This window comes from Streptomyces sp. ISL-10 (assembly GCF_018614575.1).
GTDB lineage: Bacteria > Actinomycetota > Actinomycetes > Streptomycetales > Streptomycetaceae > Streptomyces.
The window spans coordinates 1-23,262 of sequence record NZ_JAGGOJ010000049.1 but is presented as its reverse complement, the minus strand read 5'-3'; the positions used below and the strand labels follow the sequence as shown (position 1 = coordinate 23,262).

18 protein-coding genes and 3 tRNA genes are annotated in these 23,262 nt (G+C 69.6%); 7 read left to right on the top strand and 14 right to left on the bottom strand.

All coding sequences use genetic code 11. The features are described from left to right. Positions 1-84: 84 nt before the first annotated feature. The 3 genes from J7E88_RS34880 to J7E88_RS34870 form a co-directional block, all read right to left on the bottom strand. The gene (locus J7E88_RS34880) at positions 85-498 is read right to left on the bottom strand and encodes a DUF488 family protein (protein ID WP_215187514.1); all 414 of its coding nucleotides are present in this window, start codon (positions 496-498) and stop codon (positions 85-87) included. A 285-nt stretch (positions 499-783) separates the two neighbouring features. Further along, positions 784-1,908: a ParB/RepB/Spo0J family partition protein gene (locus J7E88_RS34875; RefSeq protein ID WP_215187513.1), complete on the bottom strand. Its 1,125-nt coding sequence runs from the start codon at positions 1,906-1,908 to the stop codon at positions 784-786. 456 nt (positions 1,909-2,364) lie between these two features. Beyond that, complete coding sequence (locus J7E88_RS34870; protein WP_215187512.1) at positions 2,365-2,556, bottom strand: hypothetical protein; 192 nt, start codon at positions 2,554-2,556, stop codon at positions 2,365-2,367. A gap of 533 nt (positions 2,557-3,089) precedes the next feature. On the opposite strand from J7E88_RS34870, the gene J7E88_RS34865 reads away from it, so the two are divergent. Continuing rightward, entirely contained in the window at positions 3,090-4,718 is a 1,629-nt protein-coding gene (locus J7E88_RS34865) for a helix-turn-helix domain-containing protein (RefSeq protein WP_215187511.1), read from the top strand. A gap of 122 nt (positions 4,719-4,840) precedes the next feature. Here J7E88_RS34865 and J7E88_RS34860 read toward each other — a convergent pair whose 3' ends face one another. Then, positions 4,841-5,800: a recombinase family protein gene (locus J7E88_RS34860; RefSeq protein WP_215187510.1), complete on the bottom strand. Its 960-nt coding sequence runs from the start codon at positions 5,798-5,800 to the stop codon at positions 4,841-4,843. Between the two features lie 122 nt (positions 5,801-5,922). After that, positions 5,923-6,177 (bottom strand): DNA-binding protein, encoded by a 255-nt coding sequence (locus J7E88_RS34855; protein WP_308307737.1) that lies wholly within the window; start codon positions 6,175-6,177, stop codon positions 5,923-5,925. A gap of 154 nt (positions 6,178-6,331) precedes the next feature. On the opposite strand from J7E88_RS34855, the gene J7E88_RS34850 reads away from it, so the two are divergent. Next, on the top strand, positions 6,332-8,236 hold the full coding sequence (locus tag J7E88_RS34850) for a tyrosine-type recombinase/integrase (RefSeq protein ID WP_215187509.1): 1,905 nt from the start codon (positions 6,332-6,334) through the stop codon (positions 8,234-8,236). 262 nt (positions 8,237-8,498) lie between these two features. Here the strand turns inward: J7E88_RS34850 and J7E88_RS34845 are convergent. The 3 genes from J7E88_RS34845 to J7E88_RS34835 form a co-directional block, all read right to left on the bottom strand. Then, a tRNA-Ile gene (locus J7E88_RS34845) sits at positions 8,499-8,572 on the bottom strand. 198 nt (positions 8,573-8,770) lie between these two features. Next, positions 8,771-8,843: transfer RNA gene (locus J7E88_RS34840), tRNA-Asn, on the bottom strand. 5 nt (positions 8,844-8,848) lie between these two features. Continuing rightward, a tRNA-Asn gene (locus J7E88_RS34835) sits at positions 8,849-8,921 on the bottom strand. Positions 8,922-9,093: 172 nt separating this feature from the next. On the opposite strand from J7E88_RS34835, the gene J7E88_RS34830 reads away from it, so the two are divergent. The 4 genes from J7E88_RS34830 to J7E88_RS34815 all read left to right on the top strand — a co-directional run bounded on the left by J7E88_RS34830 (position 9,094) and on the right by J7E88_RS34815 (position 14,705). Next, positions 9,094-9,393, top strand: coding sequence for a YtxH domain-containing protein (locus J7E88_RS34830; RefSeq protein WP_215187508.1), 300 nt, complete (start codon positions 9,094-9,096; stop codon positions 9,391-9,393). A gap of 100 nt (positions 9,394-9,493) precedes the next feature. Then, positions 9,494-10,939 (top strand): FGGY family carbohydrate kinase, encoded by a 1,446-nt coding sequence (locus tag J7E88_RS34825; protein ID WP_215187507.1) that lies wholly within the window; start codon positions 9,494-9,496, stop codon positions 10,937-10,939. Between the two features lie 104 nt (positions 10,940-11,043). After that, the gene (locus tag J7E88_RS34820; protein ID WP_215187522.1) at positions 11,044-12,777 is read left to right on the top strand and encodes an ABC transporter ATP-binding protein; all 1,734 of its coding nucleotides are present in this window, start codon (positions 11,044-11,046) and stop codon (positions 12,775-12,777) included. A gap of 20 nt (positions 12,778-12,797) precedes the next feature. Beyond that, the gene (locus J7E88_RS34815) at positions 12,798-14,705 is read left to right on the top strand and encodes an ABC transporter ATP-binding protein (protein ID WP_215187521.1); all 1,908 of its coding nucleotides are present in this window, start codon (positions 12,798-12,800) and stop codon (positions 14,703-14,705) included. A 33-nt stretch (positions 14,706-14,738) separates the two neighbouring features. Here J7E88_RS34815 and J7E88_RS34810 read toward each other — a convergent pair whose 3' ends face one another. Then, positions 14,739-15,947 (bottom strand): RNA polymerase sigma factor, encoded by a 1,209-nt coding sequence (locus J7E88_RS34810; RefSeq protein ID WP_215187506.1) that lies wholly within the window; start codon positions 15,945-15,947, stop codon positions 14,739-14,741. A 96-nt stretch (positions 15,948-16,043) separates the two neighbouring features. Between J7E88_RS34810 and J7E88_RS34805 the strand changes: the two genes are divergently transcribed. Continuing rightward, positions 16,044-16,616 carry a hypothetical protein gene (locus J7E88_RS34805; RefSeq protein WP_215187505.1) on the top strand — a complete coding sequence of 191 codons (573 nt, stop codon included), beginning with the start codon at positions 16,044-16,046 and terminating at the stop codon, positions 16,614-16,616. On the opposite strand, the gene J7E88_RS34800 is transcribed toward J7E88_RS34805, so the two are convergent. The 5 genes from J7E88_RS34800 to J7E88_RS34780 form a co-directional block, all read right to left on the bottom strand. Beyond that, positions 16,568-17,059: a hypothetical protein gene (locus J7E88_RS34800; protein WP_251023653.1), complete on the bottom strand. Its 492-nt coding sequence runs from the start codon at positions 17,057-17,059 to the stop codon at positions 16,568-16,570. The genes J7E88_RS34805 and J7E88_RS34800 overlap by 49 nt on opposite strands. A gap of 173 nt (positions 17,060-17,232) precedes the next feature. After that, positions 17,233-19,146, bottom strand: a complete 1,914-nt coding sequence (gene dnaG, locus J7E88_RS34795; RefSeq protein ID WP_215187504.1) for a DNA primase — start codon at positions 19,144-19,146, stop codon at positions 17,233-17,235. A gap of 34 nt (positions 19,147-19,180) precedes the next feature. Beyond that, positions 19,181-20,443, bottom strand: a complete 1,263-nt coding sequence (locus J7E88_RS34790; protein ID WP_215187503.1) for an FAD-dependent oxidoreductase — start codon at positions 20,441-20,443, stop codon at positions 19,181-19,183. Positions 20,444-20,631: 188 nt separating this feature from the next. Next, positions 20,632-22,032: a deoxyguanosinetriphosphate triphosphohydrolase gene (locus tag J7E88_RS34785; RefSeq protein WP_215187502.1), complete on the bottom strand. Its 1,401-nt coding sequence runs from the start codon at positions 22,030-22,032 to the stop codon at positions 20,632-20,634. A gap of 336 nt (positions 22,033-22,368) precedes the next feature. Next, positions 22,369-23,130 carry a sirohydrochlorin chelatase gene (locus tag J7E88_RS34780; RefSeq protein ID WP_215187501.1) on the bottom strand — a complete coding sequence of 254 codons (762 nt, stop codon included), beginning with the start codon at positions 23,128-23,130 and terminating at the stop codon, positions 22,369-22,371. Between the last annotated feature and the right edge of the window lie 132 nt (positions 23,131-23,262).

Here is a 23,262-nt window from a genome sequence, read left to right as displayed (position 1 = left end):
CCGGGCGCTGCGCTGGAACCTTAAACAAGGAGCGCAGAGCTCCTTGGAATCATGTCATCTATTTTTCGGGAGTGGTTCCGACGCTCACATCAAGGTTCCCTGCTGATAGTGGTCGCCCTCCATGGGGGACAGTTCCCGCACCTCATCCCCGGTACGGTCCTTCCACCAGGAGGCGAACACCCTGCGGTGACACCACAGCCCCGGCTTGGCCAGGTCCTCGAAGCAGAGCAGAACCAGACGGTGATCCTTCTCAGCTTCCGCGATCTCCCGCAGCCGCGCCGCGATCCGCTCGGGGCCGAGCTGGTCGAGGTCGGCCCGGTAGGCCGTCGTGAACTCGGGCTCGGGCCGGGAGAGATAGTCCCGCCGCGGCGCGAGCTCCCGCACCGAGTGGGTGAGGGAGTAGGGGAGCCTGAAGCGGACGCCGCCCAGGGTGATACGAACCGGCACCCCTTGCGGGGGCTGGAACGCCTGGAACCGGTTGGTGAACAGGGTGAGCACGTGGCCATTCCTTTCATGGTGCTCAGATGCCAGGATGCGTCGGGCGTCGCCGCCGGCGGCCCCCGGTGACCGATGATGCCGCCCGCTCGGACCTGCAGAGCCTGAGCGGCACCGCGTGTGCAGGGACAGTGCGGCCCTGCACGCCCGGCCCGGGCTACTCATCGAAACTGGATGGAATTCGGAGAGGAATTCAAGCGGAAACGGGCGTGGCCGGAATTCCGGCCACGCCCACTCATCCAAACCCGCAGGAGAGGACGGGCGCGACCGCTGCCGCGCCCCTCCGTTCTACTTCGCTGCCGCTTCAGCCTTCTTGGCGGGCGTCCGGCGCGCCGGGGCCTTGGTGCCCGTGGCCGTGCGCGCCGCGGGCTTCGGGGCGGGCTTGGCCGCCGCCTTCTTCGCCGTCGGCTGCGGCTTGTCTGCCGTCTTCGCCTCCGGCTTCTCGGCCTTCACCTCGGGCTTGGCCGCCGCCTCAGTCTTCTTCACAGCCGCCGACTCCTGCTGGACCTCGACGGCCGCCTTGTTGAACTCCTCGGCCATGGCCCGCTGGATGCCCTGGGCCTTGCTCAGCAGGTTCCGCACCATCTGCACCTTGGCGTACAGGCGGCCGACGACCCGCAGGTGACGGGCGAGGTCGTCACCGAGGATGACGGCCAGGTCCTCCGGCTTCTTCTCCGCCAGCTCCTCCAGCAGCGGGATCAGGACCTCCTCCGCCTTGCCGAGCCCGTCCTTCGCCTTGGCCTTGGCCTTCTTCTGCTTCTCCTGCTCCTCGGCCGTCGGCGCCTTCTCGTTGGTGAGGGAGGTCTGCTGCTCCATCATCTTGAGGCCGTTGGCGAAGTGCTGCGCCTCGGCCTCGCTGTCGAAGTCACCGCGCACGTACCGCATGGCCGCCACCATCTGGTTCGCCGGGTTGAGCTGGGCGATGTGCCAGGCGAGGTTGTTCTTGATCTGCCCCTTGTCGACCATCTCCGCCACTTCCGGGCGGAGGGTGAGCAGGCCCAGCCGCCAGGTGATGTGCGTCTCCGTCTTACCGAACTGCTTGGCGATCTTCGCCGGGGTCCATCCGGCGGCCTTGAGGTCGGCGTACGCACCGGCCTCCTCCATGATCGTCATGTCCGAGCGGTTGACGTTCTCAGCGATGCTGAGCACGTACGCCTGCTCGTCGCTGGCACCCTCGATGACCTTGGCCGGGACGACCTCGAGGCCGGCCGCCTTGCAAGCCCTCCACCGGCGCTCACCCGCGATCAGCATGTAGGGCACCTCGCCGCCCTCGACCGGGCGAACAACGACCGGCTGAAGGAGGCCGTTCTCCTTGATGCTGCCCTTCAGCTCCTCGTGCGCCTCCTCGTCGAAGAACTTACGGGGCTGGTCGGGGTTGGGGGCGATCTCTTCAATCTTGAGGTTCGTGAACATTTCTCCCGCGCCTTCCTTAATTCCGAGGAAAACCGTCCTGTGCGGTTTCCCCTTTATCCTTACACTTATATCTTAATCGCATACACCCCTAAAGCAAGTGGGAATTCCTTTTAATTCCCGAATTCAAAATTGGGAATTCACCGGACTTCTACGACGGCTCGCCCGGCCGCCGGGAGGGGAAGGCGGATACAAGGGCGCCGGGAGCCGCACTGCGCCTGGATACGAGTCGAGCCCACCGCGGTCTCACGACCGCGACGGGCTCGACTCCCATCACGCACCCCAACGACCGCACCGATTGCGGCCAGCTCCTCGCGGGCGGGGCGCGGGGGGTCGGCCACCCGCGAGGAGCAGGGAAGGGCGCCGCCGTACAGCACGGCGCTGCCGGTTGGGATCCTGCGACGGATGCCCCCGACCGGCATCACGAACGTACATCACACCTTCAACAATGTCATCTATCTATGGGGAGGAAGCGCCATCCTCCTCACCCGTCGGCTTCCGCACGGGCTTCTCCGGGTCCGGCATCACGGCGAGCAGGTCCACGGCCATGCGCACAGCTCTCGCCGCATCCGCCGGCGCCATCCCGGGATTCAGTACGCGCGGGGGCTCCTTCGACAGTGCGGCGACGCGTTCCAGATCGAGCTCGGCCATGCCATTCCTCCCGTAAGAGACCGGCGTCCGCGCTCCACGTCAGCCGGTCATCGCGCCGTCGGGGCGGCCTGCGCGTGCGTGCGCCAGCTGACCTGCGCGGTAAGCGGAATCCGCGCTTCGACGGCGTAGACGACGCTAGCCAGAAACCGGCCATGGCGCTGGCTCCCGGTGCACAGTGCATGGACCACTCCTTATCGCGGCGCACACCCGCAAAGACGACCGTCGTCGGTCGAACGTGGAGGCCCCGCCGCGCGTCAACTCCCCGAATATCAAGCGACGTGATGCATCTGTGCAGGTAAACCGGCCCACCTACCCTCTGACGCGTTCATCACGCCCTCAAAGCCCCGTGGCTTTGGTGACGTTGACATGTACTCAGGCAAACATTTTTGATGATGGCGCAAAGTTGACGTTCAATCTGCCGCTGGCGCCACCCCACTGGCGCCGCCCGCGCGGGTGCACGGCGCTTACCCCACGTGGGCCCACGCCGCACTGCTGCTCGGTCCAAGCGGCGTCTGGGGGTGCCCGCGGTGTGCATGGTCGGCCATGAAAGGCGACAGGAACGGCTGGAGCGCAGGCTCCTTCAGCAGATCCGGCGCCAAGCCATAGCTCCCAATCTGCCCCGCCTGGTCGGATGGCTGGCGGAGGTTGTCGACGGCCACGTGATGCTCACCAATTCCGACGGCTTTCCTCTCGCCACCTCATCAAAGGCTGCCCACGAGGTCCTTGCCCCAGCAGCGGATGAGATCTCGCGTGTGGCTGCCGGGGAGCTGAAGTCGGCGGTACTGGACGAGAGGGCCTTGAAGGCCCGGCTGTTCGCCATCGGACCCGAGGCCCCCCATGCCGTCCTGGCGGCGGCCCGGACCAAGCCATATCCGCCACAAGCAGCCGAGGCGGTTTCCCGCGTTGCCGATGTCCTGGCGCTCCTCCTGCCAGCCCTCAGTCTCGAGCACGCCTGGCACCAGGTACACGAAGCCGCCGCAGAAGTGCATGTGGCGATCTTGCAACTGCTGATGAGCGGCCAGGCGACCTCTGCTCGCCGTGCGGCCGCCAGCCTCGCATCCGGCGCGCTGGCCGACACCGTCCGCGTCTACATCGTGGACTGCTCCACAGGAGACCGCCATTACACGGCAGAGATCATCCAGCAAGAGATCAGGAACCCATCGCCGCCGGGGGTGACCATGCCCACTCCGGAACCGGCACTCATCAACGGGGCTCTGCTGGTCCCATGCCCGGCATACGACAACCACCTCATCGTTGTCGCGCCCGCAGACAACGAACCCCCGTCGGCACAAGGCAGCGAGTCCGTCGACGCCACACTGCGCAGGGTCACAGCGGCCCTGGACGGCCATTATCTCGGGATCAGTGAGGCCGCAGCTCTCGCGCATACGGCCGACGCATACCGGGACGCGGCCCGCGCTCTGAGCGTCGCTCAGCACCTACCGGAGCGAGCGTGCCAGTACAACAGCCACGCACAGATCACGGCCGTAATCGATCAGGAAGAGGCGTACCACTGGGCAGAGGCATTCCTGCAGCCGCTCTTCAACGCATCTCGGGCAGAACGAGACGACCTCTTCACCACCGTCCGCCTCGCCCTGGCGTTTCCCACGACCAAAGTGGCCAAGGTCCTCGATGTGCACCGCAACACCGTCGCCAGCCGCTTCAAGAAAGCCGCTGAACTGCTTCAACTCGACCTCAGCGACGTGCAGGCCTGCGCCGTACTCGACCTGGCGCTCCAGATCGACGCGGCAGCTCCAGTTGGTCGCCGCAAGAACTCGGACCAAGCCGAGGCAGGCCTCCAGGAGTTGCTGTCCACTCCCTCAGTCAAAGCCTGGGCTGAGATGACCCTCGCTCCGCTGAACCAGGATGACCGGAACCTGAGGCGAACTCTCCGCGTGTGGTTCGCCCACAATGCCAGCGCCGACTGCGCAGCAACGGAACTCGGCATACACCCACAGACCGTCCGTGGACACTTGCGAAGCGCGGAACGGCTGCTACAACGAACCCTCCTGGCGGGCGCTTCGGGAGGCCATGACCTGGTCATCGCCCTGTTCATTGCCGGTGACATCCCGACGCCCCCACGCGCGTGCGGCATCTCTCACCAAGGCTTCTTCGATCGCTTCCTGGATCCGAGCGCGGAGACACACCTCCCGCCGGCTGGATAGCGAAGGCACACCTCCCGCTGGCTGGATAGAGGACTACCCAAAGGACTAGACGGGCGCGAGCCCGGGTTCACTGCGGAACCCGGGCCCACCTGTACGACCTGGACCTCATGGACCTGCGGCAGCTACGCCGGGACCTGGGTCCAGCTACGCCAGTGCAACGCCACGCGATCGCTGTCCACCGTGCGCGACCCACGGGACGCAGCCGGATACACCACCACCTGCTCCAGCATCAGCATCACCAGACCCTTCTTGGAACGCAGCGGCGCATGCTTCCACCACCGCACCAAGTCAGGTACACCGCCCAAGGGCGCGTTGTTGACCTGCTCCAGGATCCGTACCCGCACCTCGGCATCCCGGATACTCTTCGACAGCTCTCGGTCGGCCGTCTTGAAAGACTCCTTCGAAATCTCCCGCCGGGCGTAGTCCTGCCCGAGCTCCTTCTGCTGCGCGCGGGCCGCTTGGATGTCCTTGCGCAACTGCTCAACCTCAACGAGCACCTGATCCCGCGCCGCTTCCAGAAGGCCATGCACCTCAGGCTTGGCCAGCTCCGCCAGCACGTGCTCCGCCACGTACGTTTCCAGCAGGTCAGCATTGATCCGCACCTTGCCGCAGCCGCCAGGATGCTGCCGCGTGCTCGGGGTGCACCGGTAGCCCCGGCTCCCACTTCCCGAGGGCGATGCATCGAGCCACTTCGTGCACAGGCCGCACACACTCGCGCCGCCCGTCAGGAGGTACTCACGCTGCTCCGCCCGGTCATTGGCGGGATCGTTGGACGGGCGGAGCGCGCGGATGGCCAGGAACTCCTCGGGCGTGATGATCTGCGGGCCACCGCTGCTCACCAGCTCACCGTTCTCGTCCTCAGTGAGGCCAGCGATCGCCGGGTGGTCCAGCACGTTCGCCAAGGCGGCCGGCCGCCACACACCACCGCGCGTCGTCCGATGCCCCTCGGCGTTCATCCAGTCCGTGATCGCCGGATACGACTGCTCCTCCAAGCGGCGGCTAGCCGCCTGTCGGAGAGCAGCCGCCTCCGGCTCGCGCAGCCGCCGGTACGCCATGTCCTCGAACCCGTACAGCCGTGGCACCTGGCAGCTCCCCTCGCGTTGGACCGACCCCCAGTGACACATATAACTGTAACCAAGGTAGGTCACATTGCTGCAAAGGTTGCCTCACACCATGAGGCGGGCATATGCCACCCGCTACGCGTTCACCCCCGCGCAGCCGTCAGCGCCTCAACACCCAGCGCCTTCCACAACGCCGCCGTCGGCACACGCACCGTGCCACCCAGCGGAAGCGTCCGAACCGGAAACTTCCCGTTGCGGATCAGCTCATACGCCTTGTCTCGGCCAATTCCCAGAGCACGTCCGGCAGTTGTCACATTGACCGTGGCCGGGAGGGCCAACAGCTCCTCCAGACCCATCGCGCCGGCCGAAGCCTGCCCGCCCGCTTCCTGAGCAGTCATTTTGTTGGTCGCAATCTCCCCCGCGCCAACTTGAAGCTGACTTTACAACAGTGTCCGACAGCCCCCACAAGCTGGAGAACGATCACGTCAGACACGTACGGATACGTACGCACAACCTGGCTGGCCTGTGAGCCAGTCACCAGCAGGGGGTCAGATGTACGCGCCGAACTTCTACCGGCGATGCCAGTGCGAGGGGCCGCTCACCGACAAGGCGGGCAACCCCGTCCACAACGACGACGGGACGCCGAAGATCGGATCCATCGGCTTGACGTGCCCGAAGCTCGGGCGCAAGGGCCACGGATCGTGGGCCTTCACGCTTGAGCTGGACCGCGGGGAGAACGGCAAGCGCCAACGAGTCCGCCGCAGCGGCTTCCCCACCAAGGAGAAGGCCGAGGAGGAGGCCGCAAGGGTCTACAAGGACGCCGAGCGCGGAACCGACGTGCTGTCCGACGAGACCGTGGGCGAATTCCTGCGACGCTGGATCAAAACCAAGAAGTCCCTGGCACGCACCACCCGTCACGGCTACGCAGAGCACATCTCCCTCTACCTCGAACCGCACCTGGGCCACATCAAGCGGCGAGACCTGCGCGTCCGCCACCTGGACCGCATGTACGAGGCGATCGAGAAGGAGAACGCCGAGCGTGTCCTTCACTACCTCCGCGTCGACGCACTGACCGAGGCACGTGACGCCGCGCACACCGCCTGGGTCCGGGTGGCAGGTAAGAAAGAGGAGCGACGCCGCACACGCAAGGCGTACCTCGCCGCCAACACGGCACTGCGCGAAGGCCGCACCGGGCTGCGGAAGGTCACCTCCGCCGCGACGATGCACCGCATCAACGACACCCTCAGCTCCGCCCTGTCCTGGGGCATCAAGGTCGAGGAAGCGTTCACCAAGAACTGGGCGCAGCTCGTCGAGCTGCCGGCCGTCACGCGGCCCAAGCCCTTGGTCTGGACACCAGAGCGCGTCGAGCACTGGAAGAAGACGGGCGAGAAGCCGGGGCCCGTCATGGTGTGGACCCCCGAGCAGACCGGGCAGTTCCTCGACTTCATCCTGGACGACCGCCTCTACTCCCTGTGGTACACGTTCATCTTCTCCGGCCCACGCCGCGGCGAGATGTGCGCCCTGCCGTGGCCCGAGGTCAGCCTCAACGCCCTCTGGCTCCGCATCTCGGCACAGATAGTCGAGGTCGCCTACCGCCAGTACGGTGAGGCCCCCAAGGCCGACAGCGTGCGCACCAACTGGCTGAGCCTGGACCACGGTGAGGTCCTGCGCCTGTGGCGAGAGCAGCAGCAGACAGAGCGCGAGGAGTGGACCGGAGTAGAAGCCTGGGTCGAGTCGGACCGCGTCTGGACCCATGAGAACGGCGAGCCCCTTCATCCCGACTGGGTCTCCCGGCGCTTCAAGCGCCTGGTGGAGCTCTCCGGCCTGCCTCCCGTTCGCCTCCACGACCTGCGGCACATCTCCGCCACGCTGTCACTGCTCGCCAAGACCGACATCAAGGTTGTCCAGGAGCGCCTGGGGCACTCCTCCCGACAGATCACCTCGGACACCTACACGAGCGTGCTGCCGGAGATGATGCGGGCGGAGGCCGAATCCACGTTCTCCGTCGTCCCACGCGAGGTGTCCTACGACGTGCACCGTGCGCTCGACATCCCCGACGACGCCTTCCAAGGCGACGTGGTCGTGGTCTTCGCGCACGGCGCCCGCCACACCGGAAACACCTGGGGCCTCGGAGCGCAGACCCGACCGGACAGCCCGATGCTCGGGGAGATCCGCACCGTCGGCCGGGGCCAGGAGCACGCGGCCAACGCCGCCCTCAAGTGGATACGTGACCACTGCGCAAGTCAGGGCTTGGAGGTCCTGCGAATCGAGAACCTGAACGACCAGTACCCGGAGGATCAGCGGAAGGACTTCGCGCTGCTGCGTTTCTTCATAGCCAGGGCCGAGGGGCCGGATGTTTCCCAGTGGGGCCCGACCAAGGTGCCGAGCCCCCGCTCCAGCGGTTCGCGAGGCCGCGCCGGCAGGCGATCTTCGCAGCGGTCCCAGAAGGCCGCGTAGCCACCAGCAAGCGCCGTGACCCGAGGGCAGCGACTCACGCGAGTCGCTGCCCTCGGGCGCGTAGCCACCAGCGCGCGCCGCGACCCGAGTGCCCCGGTCGTGGGGCCTCACGACGTCTCTGGACCCCGACACGCCCCTCCGGGCCACTGTAGGGCCACTTGATCTTGGTCCGGGGTTACAGTGAGGGCCTTCACGAGATTCGCAAAGGCCCTCACTTCTGCGTTTATGCAGGTCAGAACGATTCTTTGAACCATTCGAGCGGTGGGGCGGGTGGGACTCGAACCCACGGCCGACGGATTATGAGTCCGCTGCTCTAACCGGCTGAGCTACCGCCCCTTACGGCGCGTCGCGCACATTTGTGCGCGCCGTCTGCCGCAGCATAGCCGGTCATACGATCTCCTGCCTCGGATGGTCGGCAACGCTCGACCAAGAGGACTTCGCTGGGAGCGGCCCGGTTCCGGATGTCGCGCAGAACACACGGAAGAGGCCCGGAACGCGAAAAAGGACCCACCTCGGGGCCCTCTTCCGTATCTGCTCCCCCGGCTGGACTCGAACCAGCAACCCTCCGGTTAACAGCCGAATGCTCTGCCAATTGAGCTACAGGGGATCGCGCTCCCCCGACTGGACTCGAACCAGTAACCTGCCGGTTAACAGCCGGCTGCTCTGCCAATTGAGCTACAGGGGATTGCTGCGTGTGCACCGAGTGCACCTGCCGGGGTGCTCCCGGAAGGCGCGCGCTCGCTGCGACACATACATTAGCGCAAGCAGGGGGGTGCTCCGCCAATCGGTTCGGTGCCGCGTGATCTCGGACCCGGGAGGGTAGGCGGGCAGCACCGACGCAACGGAAGGTGACACCCATGCGGTACAAGCTCACGTTCGTCGTGGGACTGGCGATCGGCTACGTGCTCGGCACACGGGCCGGGCGCGAGCGCTACGAGCAGCTCATGAGGTCCGCGCGGCAGTTCTCGCAGAACCCGGCGGTGCGCAACGCCGCGGAGTCGGCCGCCCACAACGGACGCGAGGCGGCGGGCAGAGCGTTCCACGCCGTGAGCGACAAGGTCGGCGACCGGGTGCCCGAATCGGTCGCGGGGCGGGTGCGCGCGCTGCGGGAGCGGGGCTCCGGAACCGAGGACGAGTGGGGAACGAGCAACACCTGACGCGCGCCGCCGCCGGTGAACCGGCGGCGGCCGTCGCGCTCCGACGTCGAAGCGGCGGCGAATGACCAGACCGCTCCGTGCGTACGGCAGAATTCCGGACATGGGGATAGTCGCCGGATTGGACAGCTCGTCCGCGTTCACACGCATCGTCGTCTGCGACGCGGACACAGGCGCCGTGCTGCGCCAGGGATACGCGCCACATCCCATCGAGCCCAAAGCCACCGAGGTCGATCCTCAGGCGTGGCTGCTCTCGCTCGGCGAGGCGGCCGGAGGCGGGCTGCTGGAGGGTGTGCAGGCCATCGGCGTCTCCGCCCAGCAGCACGGCCTGATCACGCTCGACGCGCAGGGTGGCCCGGTGCGGCCCGCGCTGCTCGGCAACGACAAGCGCGCCCAGGTCGCGGCCGCCGATCTGATCGACGCGCTCGGCGGGCGGCAGGCCTGGGCCGAGGCCGTCGGATCGGTCCCCCAGGCTGCCCAGCCCGTCGCGAAGCTGCGCTGGCTGGCCCGCACCGAGCCGGAGGCCGCGCAGCGGGTGGCGGCCGTGCTGCAGCCGCACGACTGGCTGGTGTGGCAGCTGCTCGGGCGGCCTGCCCGCCGGACCACCGACCGCGGCGGCGCCTCCGGCACCGGCTACTGGTCGGCCGGCACCGGCGCGTACCGCCCGGATCTTGTCGAGCTCGCGCTCGGGCATCCGTGCGCGCTGCCCGACGTGTTGGGACCGGCCGACGCTGCGGGGACCACGCCGGAGGGGCTGCTGATCTCCGCGGGCACCGGCGAGACCATGGCGGCCGCCTTCGGGCTCGGCGTCGGCACCGGCGACGCGGTGGTGTCGCTGGGGGCCTCCGGTTCCGTGATGGCGGTGCACCACGAGGCGCTGGCCGATCCGACCGGCATGATCACCTCGTTCGCCGACGCGACCGGGATGCACTTGCCGGTCGTGCACACGCTCAATGCCGTACGGGCGCTGCGCGGCACCGCCGACCTGCTGGGCGCGGCCGACCTGGCCGAGCTGTCGGCGCTCGCCATGAAGTCGACGCCGGGCTCGTCCGGGCTGGTGCTGCTGCCGTATCTGGAGGGCGAGCGCACCCCTCAACTGCCGCACACGGCTGGTACGTTGACCGGTCTGCGGCGTGAGTCCATGAAGCCCGAGCACCTGGCACGGGCCTCGTTCGAGGGCATGCTCTGCTCCCTGGCCGACGCGATGGACGTGCTGCGGGGGCGCGGGGTCGAGGTGCGCCGGGTGTTCCTGCTCGGGGCGGCCGCCGAACTGCCCGCCGTCCAGGCCATCGCACCCGCCGTCTTCGGGGCTCAGGTCGTCGTGCCGCAGCCGGCGGACTACGCGGCCCTGGGCGCGGCCCGGCAGGCGGCGTGGGCGCTGGGCGTCGCGCGGGGAACGCTGTCCCCGCAGGCTCCGCCGGCCTGGCAGGGTGCGGCCGCGCAGGTCTTCGAGCCGGGTGAGGAGGCCGCGGTGGGCAAGGCGGTGCGCCAGCAGTACGGGGCGACGCGCGACCAGATCCACCCGGGGGCGTTCCACCCGCCGGTATGACGATCTGCTTTTGACTCGCGCTTGGGGAAAACCCTTGGGGTTTCGGCGACGGGGTGCCGGAAGATGAGGTGACCTCCGATCTCGCCGAGCCCGAGAGACTGCACGTGCTGATGAGACTGCTGCGGACCTACCTGAGTCCGTACAAGAAACCGATCGCCCTGTTGGTGGTGCTGCAACTGCTGCAGACCAGCTCCACCCTCTATCTGCCGACCCTGAACGCCGACATCATCGACAACGGTGTCGTCACAGGGGACACCGGTCACATCCTGACCGTCGGCGCGCTGATGATCGGCATCAGTGTCGTCCAGGTGCTCTGCAACATCGGGGCCGTCTTCCACGGCGCGCGCACCGCCGCCGCGCTCGGACGGGATGTGCGGGCCGACGTGTTCGCGCGGGTGCAGAGCTTCTCCGCCCGCGAGGTCGGCCACTTCGGTGCGCCGTCGTTGATCACGCGCACGACGAACGATGTGCAGCAGGTCCAGATGCTGGTGCTGATGGCGTTCACGCTGATGGTGTCGGCGCCGATCATGTGCGTCGGCGGCATCGTGATGGCGCTCGGCCAGGACGTGCCGCTCTCGGGGGTGCTGCTGGCGGTCGTGCCGGTGCTCGGCATTGCCGTGTCGCTGATCGTCAAGAGGATGCGGCCCCTGTTCCGCACCATGCAGGAGCGGCTGGACACCGTGAACCGGGTGCTGCGCGAGCAGATCACGGGCAACCGTGTGATCCGCGCGTTCGTCCGGGACCCGTTTGAGAAGGAGCGCTTCCGCGGGGCGAACGACGAGCTGACGGACGTGTCGATGTCCACCGGCCGGCTGATGGCGCTCATGTTCCCCACCGTCATGACCGTGGTGAACATATCGTCCATCGCCGTCGTCTGGTTCGGCTCGCACCGTATCGACAGCGGTGCCCTCCAGATCGGCGCGCTGACCGCGTTCCTCGCGTATCTGATGCAGATCGTGATGGCCGTGATGATGGCGACCTTCATGTTCATGATGGTGCCGCGGGCCGAGGTGTGCGCCGAGCGCATCCAGGAGGTGCTGGACACCGACTCCAGCGTCGTACCGCCGACCGCGCCTGTGCGGGAGCTGCGTGCCCGTGGGCATCTGGAGGTCCGCGGCGCGGACTTCTGCTATCCGGGCGCGGAGGAGCCGGTGCTGCGCGGTATCGACCTGGTCGCGCGGCCGGGCGAGACCACCGCGATCATCGGGTCGACCGGCAGCGGCAAGTCGACCCTGCTGGGGCTGGTGCCGCGGTTGTTCGACGCGACCGGCGGCGAGGTGCTCGTCGACGGGGTGGACGTACGGGAGCTGGACCCGGAGCTGATGGCGCGCACGGTCGGGCTCGTGCCGCAGAAGCCGTACCTCTTCTCCGGCACCGTGGCGACCAACCTGCGCTACGGCAAGCCGGACGCGAGTGACGAGGAGCTGTGGCAGGCGCTGGAGGTGGCGCAGGCCGCCGACTTCGTCCGCGGCCTCGAAGGCGGCCTGCACGCGCCCGTGGCCCAGGGCGGGACGAACGTCTCCGGCGGTCAGCGCCAGCGGCTCGCGATCGCGCGGACGCTGGTCCAGCGCCCGGAGATCTACCTGTTCGACGACTCCTTCTCCGCGCTCGACTACGCCACGGACGCGGCGCTGCGTGCCGCGCTGGCGCGCGAGACCGCCGACGCGACCGTCGTGATCGTCGCCCAGCGGGTGTCGACGATCCGTGACGCGGACCGGATCGTGGTGCTGGACGAGGGGCGGGTCGTGGGGGCGGGCAGCCACCACGAGTTGATGCAGAGCAACGAGACCTACCGCGAGATCGTGCTCTCGCAGCTGACGGAGGCGGAGGCCGCATGAGCGGGGGACCTGCTGCACGGATGATGGCGGGGCAGGCCCCCGGCGAACGGTCGATGGACTTCAAGGGCTCCGGCAAGCGGCTGCTGCGCCACCTGGCCCCCGAGCGGGCCGCACTGTGGTGGATGCTGGCGGCCGCTGTGCTGAGTGTCGCGCTGAATGTGGTCGGGCCCAAGATCCTTGGCACGGCCACCGACCTGGTCTTCGCCGGCGTCGTCGGGCGGAAGATGGCCGAGGGCACCACCAAGGAGCAGGCCGTCGAGGGGCTGCGGGAGAAAGGCGACCACGGTCTCGCGGACATGCTCTCCGGGGTGGGCTTCACCCCGGGCCAGGGCATCGACTTCTCCGCCGTGGGCAATGTGCTGCTCGTGGCGCTCGCCGTGTACGTGGCGGCGGGCCTGTTGATGCTGGTGTCGACGCGTCTGTCGATCAAGGTGATCAACCGGACCGTGTACCGGATGCGCGAGGACGTGCAGGCGAAACTGTCGCGGCTGCCCCTGTCGTACTTCGACAAGGCCAAGCGCGGCGAGGTGCTCAGCCGCGCCACCAACGACATCGACAACATCTCCCAGACGCTGCAGCAGTCGATGGGCCAGCTGATCAACTCGCTGCTCACGATCGTGGGCGTGCTGGCGATGATGTTCTGGATCTCGCCGCTGCTCGCGCTGGTCGCGCTCGTCACCGTGCCGGTGTCGGTGGCCGTGGCGACTAAGGTCGGCAAGCGGTCGCAGCCGCACTTCGTCGCCCAGTGGAAGTCGACGGGCGCGCTCAACGCCCATGTCGAGGAGATGTACACCGGGCATGCGCTGGTGAAGGTCTTCGGCCGCCAGAAGGAGTCGGCGCAGGACTTCGCCGAGCAGAACGAGGCGCTGTACGAGGCCGGGTTCAAGGCGCAGTTCAACAGCGGGATGATGCAGCCGCTGATGTTCTTCGTCTCCAACCTGAACTACGTGCTGGTCGCCGTCGTCGGCGGTCTGCGGGTCGCCTCCGGCTCCCTGTCCATCGGTGATGTACAGGCCTTCATCCAGTACTCCCGCCAGTTCTCGATGCCGCTGACGCAGGTCGCCTCGATGGCGAACCTGGTCCAGTCGGGTGTCGCGTCCGCCGAGCGGATCTTCGAGCTGCTGGACGCCGAGGAGCAGGAGCCGGACGGGCCGTCCGTCGAGCGGCCCGAGCGGGCCGAGGGCCGGGTGTCGCTGGAGAAGGTGTCGTTCCGCTACGACCCGGAGAGGCCGCTGATCGAGAACCTGTCGCTCTCCGTCGAGCCGGGCCACACAGTCGCGATCGTGGGCCCGACGGGTGCGGGCAAGACCACGCTGGTCAATCTGCTGATGCGGTTCTACGAGGTGACCGGCGGGCGGATCTCCCTCGACGGGGTCGACATCGCCAAGTTGTCCCGGGAGGACCTGCGGTCGGGCATCGGGATGGTGCTCCAGGACACCTGGCTGTTCGGCGGCACGATCGCGGAGAACATCGCGTACGGCGCGTCCCGCGGGGTGACCCGCGAGGAGATCGAGAATGCCGCGCGAGCCGCGCACGCGGACCGGTTCATCCGCACACTGCCCGACGGCTACGACACGGTGATCGACGACGAGGGCTCGGGCGTCAGCGCCGGCGAGAAGCAGTTGATCACCATCGCGCGGGCTTTCCTGTCGGACCCGGTGATCCTGGTGCTGGACGAGGCGACGAGCTCGGTCGACACCCGTACGGAGGTCCTGATCCAGAAGGCGATGGCACGGCTGGCCCACGGCCGCACGAGCTTCGTCATCGCCCACCGGCTCTCCACGATCCGGGACGCGGACGTGATCCTGGTGATGGAGGACGGCTCCATCGTGGAACAGGGCACGCACGAGGAGCTGCTGGCGTCGGACGGGGCGTATGCGCGGCTGTACGCGGCGCAGTTCGCGCAGGCGGTGGTGGAGGTGGAGTAAGGAGCCCCGGCGGGGTGCTGCGCGGGCGCGCCGTCAGTCCAGGTAGCCGCGGAGTTGGTCCGCGAACGCGTGGTCGCGGAGTTTGTTGAGGGTCTTGGACTCGATCTGGCGGATGCGTTCGCGTGTCACGCCGAAGAGGCGGCCGATCTCCTCCAGGGTGCGGGGGCGGCCGTCGGCCAGGCCGTAGCGCAGTTGCACCACCTTGCGTTCGCGTTCGCCCAGGGTGGAGAGCACCGCCTCCAAGTGCTCGCGCAGGAGCAGGAAGGCCGCCGACTCCACCGGGGACGCGGCGTCGCCGTCCTCGATGAGGTCGCCGAGGGCGACGTCGTCCTCCTCCCCCACCGGAGCGTGCAGCGACACCGGTTCCTGGGCGAGCCGCAGCACCTCGCCCACCCGCTCGGGTGGCAGGTCGAGCTCGGCGGCGACCTCGTCGGGCGTGGGTTCGTAGCCCCGTTCCTGGAGCATCCGGCGCTGGACGCGGACCACGCGGTTGATCAGCTCGACGACGTGGACGGGCACGCGGATCGTGCGGGCCTGGTCGGCGAGTGCGCGGGACATGGCCTGGCGGATCCACCAGGTCGCGTACGTCGAGAACTTGTAGCCTCGCGCGTAGTCGAACTTCTCGACCGCCCTGATCAGGCCCAGGTTCCCCTCCTGGACGAGGTCGAGCATGGTCAGCCCGCGGCCCACGTAACGCTTGGCGACCGAGACGACGAGTCGGAGGTTGGCCTCGATCAGACGGCGCTTGGCGACCCGGCCCATGACCACCAACCGGTCCAGGTCGACGGCCAGTTGGGAGTCCGGGTCGGGGGTGTTCGCCAGCTTCTCCTCGGCGAAGAGGCCGGCCTCCACGCGCCGCGCCAGCTCGACCTCCTCGACCGCGGTGAGCAGCGGGATGCGTCCGATCTCGCGCAGATACTGGCGGAACAGGTCGGAGGACGGGCCCGATGCCTCGGCGGCGCGGCCCACGGGCCGCGGCAGTACGGGCGGTTCGAGCTCGTCGGCGGCGGCGTCGGGCACCGTCCGCTGCATGGCGTCCGGTACCGCCTCGGGGTGGCCTGCGGGCCGGCCCTGCACGGGCACCTGCTCGACTGCGGCCGCGGCGACGGCCACGACGGCGTCGGTCTCGGTCAGGGTCCGGGTCTGCACGGGGGCGACCTCCAGGGTGATCGCTGCCGGTCGGGGGGCGTGTGGCAGCTCCGAGGGCTCAGGCACCGCCCCCCAGTGTGGGGTACGACACATCTCCGCCACGAGGGGCGTGCGGTGACTTTTTGAGACCCGGTGTGACCGGACGATTACTCGGATGCCCCATGTGTGCTGGTCTGGTGGGATCGGCCGGTGCGGGAGATCGACGAACGCGAGTACGGCGACGGCGAGGCCGAGGACGCGTACGAGAGGCATGTGGCGGTCCACTGCGGGGATGCACCCGGGGTGCTCCGGCTGGGCGCGCGGGCAGCCGCGGCGCGGCCTGAGGCGATCCACCTCGTGCCGGCGCGCGGCCGGATGGTGTCGCAGCCGATGCCGACCCTTCGCGATCGCGAGGGGTACGCCGCGCAACGGGCCGCGGCCGACGGGCTGGTGGCCCGGCTGCGGGCGGACGGCTTCGACCCGGCGCGGGTGAAGATCGAGACGGCCCCGTGGTCGCCGTACACGCCGAAGGTGGCGGACGGCTACTTCGAGCACCACCTCGAACCGCTGCTCGACGCGGAATTCGACCGGGCCGCCCTGACCGCGCTCGCCGTCCGCGACCACGGCGGGACGGTGACGTGGAGAGCACGGTGGGCGCGGGAAAGACGTTCACGGTCGTCCTCGACCGAGTGCGAGCCGGCCGAGGACGACCGGCCCTGTCGGCGGCCGCCAGGTCAGGCCCCGCGCGGCCCCCGGAAGTCGACCGAGGTGACGAGGGCGTAGTCGAAGTGGATCGGGTCCCCCTCCTCGTCCATCGGGTGCTCAAAACTGCTCTCGTTCGACAGGATCACCTTGAGGTCGGGAAGGGTGTCCACGCCGTCGTCGTTCCGCTCGACCGTGTGGCCCCGTTCCTCAAGGCGCTCCAGCAGCTCGTCGCTGGGAGTGCGGAAGACGTCGAGCCCGTCGAGGACGACCGTCACATCCGCGTCCTCGATTCGGAACCGGTACACATGGATGTCGGTCAGCGCGCCCTTGGTGAAACCGAGAGTGAACTCCGTCAGGGACTCCCCGTGCTCGCAGAGCACCTGTCCAGGCGCGTCGCCGAAGTCCGGATCGGACGGGGCGAAGCCCAGTTCGCGCGCGGCCCCGACCGCCTCGCCGGCCGACATGCCGAGCCTGAGCGTGGCAACTCCCACCTCCGGCAGCAGCTCCAGAACCATCGCCATGCCTTCCCGCCGTCCGATCAGGCGCATTCAAGCCGTACACCGGTGCTGCTGCGGCGGAGGTCACCCGTTCCTGTACGGCCTGCTGAACGGGTACTACGCGGAGCGACCGCTGCGCCCTCGACGCCGCCCTCGCGCCGGCCTCCGCGTCCCGCTGAGCCGGGCCGAGCGGTGCGCTACAGCGCCGCCGCGCCCTGATTGCGCAGGGACTGGCCGTACTGCTGGAGCACCCACAGCTCGTTCGCCACCGCTCCGTGCTGCTCCGGGTCGGCGTTCGGGCCGAGGCGGGCGAGGGTGCCCTGGACGTCGCGGATGCGGCGGTCCACGGCGCGCAGGCGGACCTGGACCAGCTGGACGCCCGCGTAGACCTCGTCGACCGTGCGGGCGTGGATCGCTTCCACCGCGAGCTCGGTGACCAGGGCGCGCACCGTGTCGTTCGGCGCGGCCTCGCGGACGCGGGCGAGGTAGCCGGAGGTGTCCTCGGCGCCCTGCTCGGCACCGCCCGCCTCCTCGATGGTCTGTCGGACCGCCGCGTACGGCGGGGCGGTGAACTCGTCGATGCCGTACGCGTCGAAGGCGGGCGAGACCAGGGCGGGGTACTGGAGGGCGAGCTTGAGCAGTTCGCGCTCGGTGCGGTGGGCGGGGCTGCGCAGGTTGAGCGCGGGCCCGGACGCCGTGACGGCCGGCGCCTGGACCTGCTGCCGCGACCGCGAGGAGGCGGGCCTCTCCGGACCGCGACCGCCGCGCTCCGGGCCGCGCTCGCGGGCCCAACGGGCCAGCTGAGCCACCCGCTTGACGACGAACTGAGTGTCGAGGATGCCGAGGATGCCGGCGAGCTGGACGGCCGACTCGTGCTGGATCGCGACGTTCTTGATGGCGGCGACGACTGGCGCGGCCTCGTCGAGAGCGGCGGCGCGGCCCGCCGGCGTCTCCAGATTGTGCCGGGCCACCATCTGCCGGATCGCGAACTCGAAGAGCGGAGTGCGGGATTCGACCAGCTTCTGCACCGCCGCGTCGCCCTCGGCGAGCCTCAGCTCGCACGGGTCCATACCGCCGGGGGTGATCGCGATGGACGTCTCGGCGGCGAACTTCTGGTCGTCCTCGAAGGCCCGCAACGCGGCCTTCTGCCCGGCCGCGTCGCCGTCGAAGGTGAAGATCACCTCGGCGGTGGCGTTGTCCATCAGCAGCCGGCGCAGGATCTTGATGTGGTCGCCGCCGAACGCCGTGCCACAGGTCGCGATGGCGGTGGTGACGCCCGCGAGGTGGCACGCCATCACGTCCGTGTAGCCCTCGACGACGACGGCGCTGCTGGCGCGTGCGATCTCCTTCTTGGCGAGGTCGATGCCGTACAGGACGTGTGACTTCTTGTAGATCGCGGTCTCGGGGGTGTTCAGGTACTTCGGGCCGTTGTCGTCGTCGCGCAGCTTGCGGGCGCCGAAGCCGACGACCTCGCCGGTGATGTCGCGGATGGGCCACATCAGCCGGCCGCGGAAGCGGTCGATGGGGCCGCGGCGGCCGTCCTGGGAGAGGCCCGAGAGGAGGAGCTCCTTGTCGCTGAAGCCCTTGCCGCGCAGGTAGCGGGTGAGGTGGTCCCAGCCGGCCGGGCTGTAGCCGACGCCGAAGTGCTGGGCGGCCGCCTGGTCGAAGCCGCGCCCGGCGAGGAACTTGCGGCCGATCTCCGCCTCCGGCCCGTCGAGCTGCTCCACGTAGAACTCGGCGGCGATCTTGTGGGCCTCGACGAGGCGGATGCGCTCCCCTCGCTGGTGGGTGGGGTTGTACCCGCCCTCCTCGTAGCGCAGGGTGATACCCGCCTGCGCGGCGAGGCGCTCGACCGTCTCCGAGAAGGAGAGATGGTCGATCTTCATCACGAAGTCGAGGGTGTCGCCGCCCTCCTGGCAGCCGAAGCAGTAAAACAGGCCCTTGCTGGGGCTGACCTGGAAGGAGGGTGACTTCTCGTCGTGGAAGGGACACAGGCCCTTGAGGTTGCCGCCGCCCGCGTTGCGCAGCTGGAGGTACTCGGACACGACGGCGTCGATCGGGACCGCGTCCCGTACCGCCTTCACGTCGTCATCGTTGATCCTGCCTGCCACGCCTGGATTCTACGGTGGTGCGCGGACCCACTCCTCAGCCGTGCAGCTCCGCGAGCGGGACACTCGGGTCGCCCAGCGCCTGGGCGTCCACCTGCGCCCGCGATCGGATCAGCTGCTGGACGGCCTCGGTGACGTCCCACACATTGACGTTCATCCCCGCGAGCACCCGGCCCCCGCTCAGCCAGAACGCGATGAACTCGCGCTTGCCGGCGTCGCCGCGCAGCACCACCTGGTCGTACGACCCCGGGGGCGCCCAGCCCGAGTACTCCATGCCCAGGTCGTACTGGTCGGAGAAGAAGTAGGGGACGCGGTCGTAGGTCACGGCCTGGCCGAGCATGGCACGCGCGGCGGCCGGGCCGCCGTTCAGCGCGTTCGCCCAGTGCTCGACGCGCAGGCGGGCGCCGATCAGCGGGTGCTGGGCCGCCGCGACGTCGCCCGCCGCGTAGATGTCGGGATCCGAGGTGCGCAGGCTCGCGTCGACGGCGATGCCGCCGCCGTGCGCGCGGTCGGCGAGCGCCAGGCCCGCCGCCTCGGCCAGTCCGGTGCGCGGGGCGGCGCCGATCGCGGCCAGGACCTCGTGGGCGGGCTGCTCCTCGCCGTCGTCCGTACGGACGGCGAGCACCATGCCGTCCTGGCCGGTGATCTCCGTCAGACGGGCGCCGAAGTGGAAGCGGACGCCGCGCTCGCGGTGCAGCTCGGCGAAGACCTGGCCGAGCTCGGGCCCGATGACCTGGTGCAGGGGGGTGGCCTCCGGTTCGACGATGGTGACCTCGGCGCCGTATCCGCGGGCCGCGGCGGCGACCTCCAGGCCGATCCATCCCGCGCCGGCGATGACGAGGTGGCCGTTGTCACGGCCGAGTGCCGCGAGGACGCCGCGCAACCGGTCGGCGTGGGCGAGGCGGCGCAGGTGGTGGACCCCGGCGAGGCCGGTGCCCGGGATGTCGAGGCGGCGCGGTTCGGCGCCGGTGGCGAGCAGCAGCTTGTCGTAGTGGACTTCGGTGCCCTCGCCGAGGCGGACGGACTTGGCCGCGCGGTCGATGGAGACGACCGTCTGGCCGAGGTGCAGCTCGATGTCCGCCTGGGCGTACCAACCCGTCTCGTGGACGAAGACGCTGTCGCGTTCCTCCTTGCCCGTGAGAAAGCCCTTGGACAGCGGTGGACGCTCGTAGGGGTGGTCGCGTTCGTCGCCGACGAGGATCACTCGTCCGGTGAATCCTTCCGCGCGGAGGGTCTCGGCGGCCTTGGCGCCGGCGAGTCCACCGCCGACGATGACGAATGTCCGATGTGCGTCGACCACGTGATGCCTCCTTGAGTCCCTGCAAGTCCCTGCACTGTTTGTCTCTGCGCCGCTTGTCCTTCGCCCCCTGGGCCTTCAGCGAGCGTCCCGCACGGAGCCTGGTGACGGAAGAGGGAGTGACCCTGGGGCGTGCCAAATCGGACGAAACGCCAAACGATCACCGTACCCGGCACAGCGGGCGCGGGGAGTCAGCGGCGCAGGAGCAGCCGGGCGTGCAGGGTGCGGGCGGACGCGTCGGTGAGTGACGCGATCTGGTCGACGATCACGCGCTTGCGGGCCCGGTCGTCCGGTGCGGCCTCGAACAGTGCCCGGAACTGCGGCTCCAGCCCCTCCGGTGCGCGAACGGTGAGCGCATCGGCCAGCTCGGCCAGCACGATGCGCTGGTCGGCGCGGAGCGCCTCCTGCTCGGCGCGCTGCATGACGTAGCGGTCGGCGACGGCCTTGAGGACCGCGCACTCGTTGCGCGTGGGACGCGGGACGACCAGTTCGGCCTCGTAGCGGGTGAGCCTGCCGCTGCCGAACGCATGGCGGGTGGCACCCTCGGCGGCGAGCGCGAACCGGCCGATGAGCTGGCTGGTGGCGTCCTTGAGCCGGGCCTGGGCGACCGCCGAGCCGTCGTAGTGGTGCGGCCACCAGGGAGCGTCGATCAGCCGGTCCAGAGCCTCGGACAGCTCCTCGGGATCGGTGTCCTTCGGTACGTACCGTCCTACGGCGACGGCCCAGATCCCGTCCCGCTCGGTCGGGGAGAGCAGGCAGTTGGGGTCGATGTGCCCGGCGTGCAGCCCGTCCTCGAAGTCGTGCACCGAGTACGCCACGTCGTCGGACCAGTCCATGACCTGCGCCTCGAAGCACTTGCGGTGCGCCGGTGCGCCGCGGCGGACCCAGGCGAAGACCGGCAGGTCGTCCTCGTACACCCCGAACTTGCCCGAGGCCGGGTCGGTGGGATGACCGCCACGCGGCCAGGGGTACTTGGTGGCGGCGTCCAGCGCGGCCCGGGTGAGGTTGAGCCCGACGCTGACCGGCTCGTCCTGGCCGGGGACGCTGACGAACCGCTTGGGCTCGATACGGGTGAGCAGCCGCAGCGACTGGGCGTTGCCCTCGAAGCCGCCGCAGTCCTCGGCGAATTCGTTGAGCGCCTGTTCGCCGTTGTGGCCGAACGGGGGGTGGCCCAGGTCGTGGGCGAGGCAGGCCGCCTCGACGAGGTCCGGGTCGCAGCCGAGCGCCGCACCGAGCTCGCGCCCGATCTGCGCGCACTCCAGGGAGTGCGTCAGCCGGGTGCGGGGGCTGGCGTCCCATGCGTGGCTGCGGGTGCCCGGGGTGACGACCTGCGTCTTGCCCGCGAGGCGGCGCAGCGCGGACGCGTGCAGGACGCGGGCGCGGTCGCGCTGGAAGGCCGTACGGCCTGGCCGCTTGTCGGGCTCGGGGGCGAAGCGCTCGGCGTCCGCGGTGCCGTAGCCGTCGGGGGCGGAGGGGTCCAGGGCGTACGTCTCCGGGACTCGGGATCCGGGGGCGGACATGTGCGGTCCGGGTGCCTGGGGGTCGGGCGGCCAGGTGGTGCCGTCGGTGCCGGTGGTGCCAGTGCCATCCATGCACCGAAGGTAACCGGCGGGGCCGACCGTGGGGACCAGGAAGGGCCGCGGACCGCCCTTCGGTGGTCCTGGCCGCGGACCGCCCGCTCGGTTGGCCATTGTTCAGGTGTTCAGGCTGCGGACCGCCTGTTCAGGCTTCGGACCGCCCGGTCGGTGGTCCAGGCCGCGGACCGCCCGCTCGATTGGCCATTGCTCAGGCCGCGGACCGCCCATCGGTCGTCCAGACCGCGGACCGCCGCTCGGTTGGCCATTGTTCAGGTGTTCAGGCTGCGGACCGCCCGGTCGGCGGTCCAGGTCGCGGAGAGCCGTGGGGCGGCAGGGCGTGCGGGAAGTTGTTCAGGCCGCGAAGAGTTCGTGGCGTTGCACGGCGTACGGGCGGGTCCGTGCCTCGTCGTACCGGTGGAGCAGCAGGCGGGCGAGGGCCGGGTGGGTGCCGAGCGGGTCGGCGGCGATCCAGGGTGCGGCGGCGGCGCTGCGGGTGGCGAAGAGCCCGGGCGCGGCGAAGTAGGAGGCGACGGCGATCCGGTGCCGGCCCCGGGAGGTCAGCGCGCGGACGGCGGCGGGAACGGTGGGCGAGAGCGCGGAGGCGTACGCGGCGACGACGGGTACGCCGCCGAGGCGGTCGCCGAGCAGCTGCGCCATGCGGCGGGTGTCCTCGGCGGACTCCGGGTCCCGCGACCCTGCGGACGCGAGCACGACGCCCGCACTGCGGCTGGTGCCGTCCGCCTCGTGCCAGCCGGCCTCGGCCAGCCGGGACCACAGGGCCTCGGCCAGCAGGGGGTGCGGGCCGAGGGGCCGGGCGATGCGGATGTGCTCGCCGCCGCCGGGCGCGGCCGCCGCGGCCTGCGGCAGGTCGTGCTTGACGTGGTAGCCGCGGCTCAGCAGCAACGGCACGAGCACGGTGGGCGCACCGTTCAGCCCGGCGAGGGTGTCGGTGAGCAGCGGCTCGTTGAGTTCGATGTGTCCGAGGCGGACGTCGAGACCGGGCCGGAGCTCGCGGACGCGCTCCAGGAGGGCGAGGACGGTGCGCAGGGCGCGCGGGTCGCGGCTGCCGTGGGCTACCGCGACGAGGGACGGCCGATGGCGGGTCGGGGGCATGCGCTGCGGGTTCCGTTCAGTCGGACGTGACTCAGCTGGGTGCCGAGCTGAGCGGTTATGCGCGTCAGCAGCTGAGCGGTGGTGTCGAACTGGGCGGTGTCGTGCCGCGCTGCCGGCGCAGTGCCGTGTGGT

What these genes read in the sequence shown, in the direction of transcription:
- J7E88_RS34870 (WP_215187512.1), bottom strand. Translation starts at nt 2,556, where the DNA reads ATGGCCGAGCTCGATCTGGAACGCGTCGCCGCACTGTCGAAGGAGCCC.
- J7E88_RS34875 (WP_215187513.1), bottom strand. Translation starts at nt 1,908, where the DNA reads ATGTTCACGAACCTCAAGATTGAAGAGATCGCCCCCAACCCCGACCAG.
- J7E88_RS34850 (WP_215187509.1), top strand. Translation starts at nt 6,332, where the DNA reads ATGTACGCGCCGAACTTCTACCGGCGATGCCAGTGCGAGGGGCCGCTC.
- J7E88_RS34785 (WP_215187502.1), bottom strand. Translation starts at nt 22,032, where the DNA reads ATGGATGGCACTGGCACCACCGGCACCGACGGCACCACCTGGCCGCCC.
- J7E88_RS34815 (WP_215187521.1), top strand. Translation starts at nt 12,798, where the DNA reads ATGATGGCGGGGCAGGCCCCCGGCGAACGGTCGATGGACTTCAAGGGC.
- J7E88_RS34780 (WP_215187501.1), bottom strand. Translation starts at nt 23,130, where the DNA reads ATGCCCCCGACCCGCCATCGGCCGTCCCTCGTCGCGGTAGCCCACGGC.
- J7E88_RS34855 (WP_308307737.1), bottom strand. Translation starts at nt 6,177, where the DNA reads ATGACTGCTCAGGAAGCGGGCGGGCAGGCTTCGGCCGGCGCGATGGGT.
- J7E88_RS34865 (WP_215187511.1), top strand. Translation starts at nt 3,090, where the DNA reads ATGGTCGGCCATGAAAGGCGACAGGAACGGCTGGAGCGCAGGCTCCTT.
- J7E88_RS34830 (WP_215187508.1), top strand. Translation starts at nt 9,094, where the DNA reads ATGCGGTACAAGCTCACGTTCGTCGTGGGACTGGCGATCGGCTACGTG.
- J7E88_RS34825 (WP_215187507.1), top strand. Translation starts at nt 9,494, where the DNA reads ATGGGGATAGTCGCCGGATTGGACAGCTCGTCCGCGTTCACACGCATC.
- J7E88_RS34810 (WP_215187506.1), bottom strand. Translation starts at nt 15,947, where the DNA reads ATGTGTCGTACCCCACACTGGGGGGCGGTGCCTGAGCCCTCGGAGCTG.
- J7E88_RS34800 (WP_251023653.1), bottom strand. Translation starts at nt 17,059, where the DNA reads ATGGCGATGGTTCTGGAGCTGCTGCCGGAGGTGGGAGTTGCCACGCTC.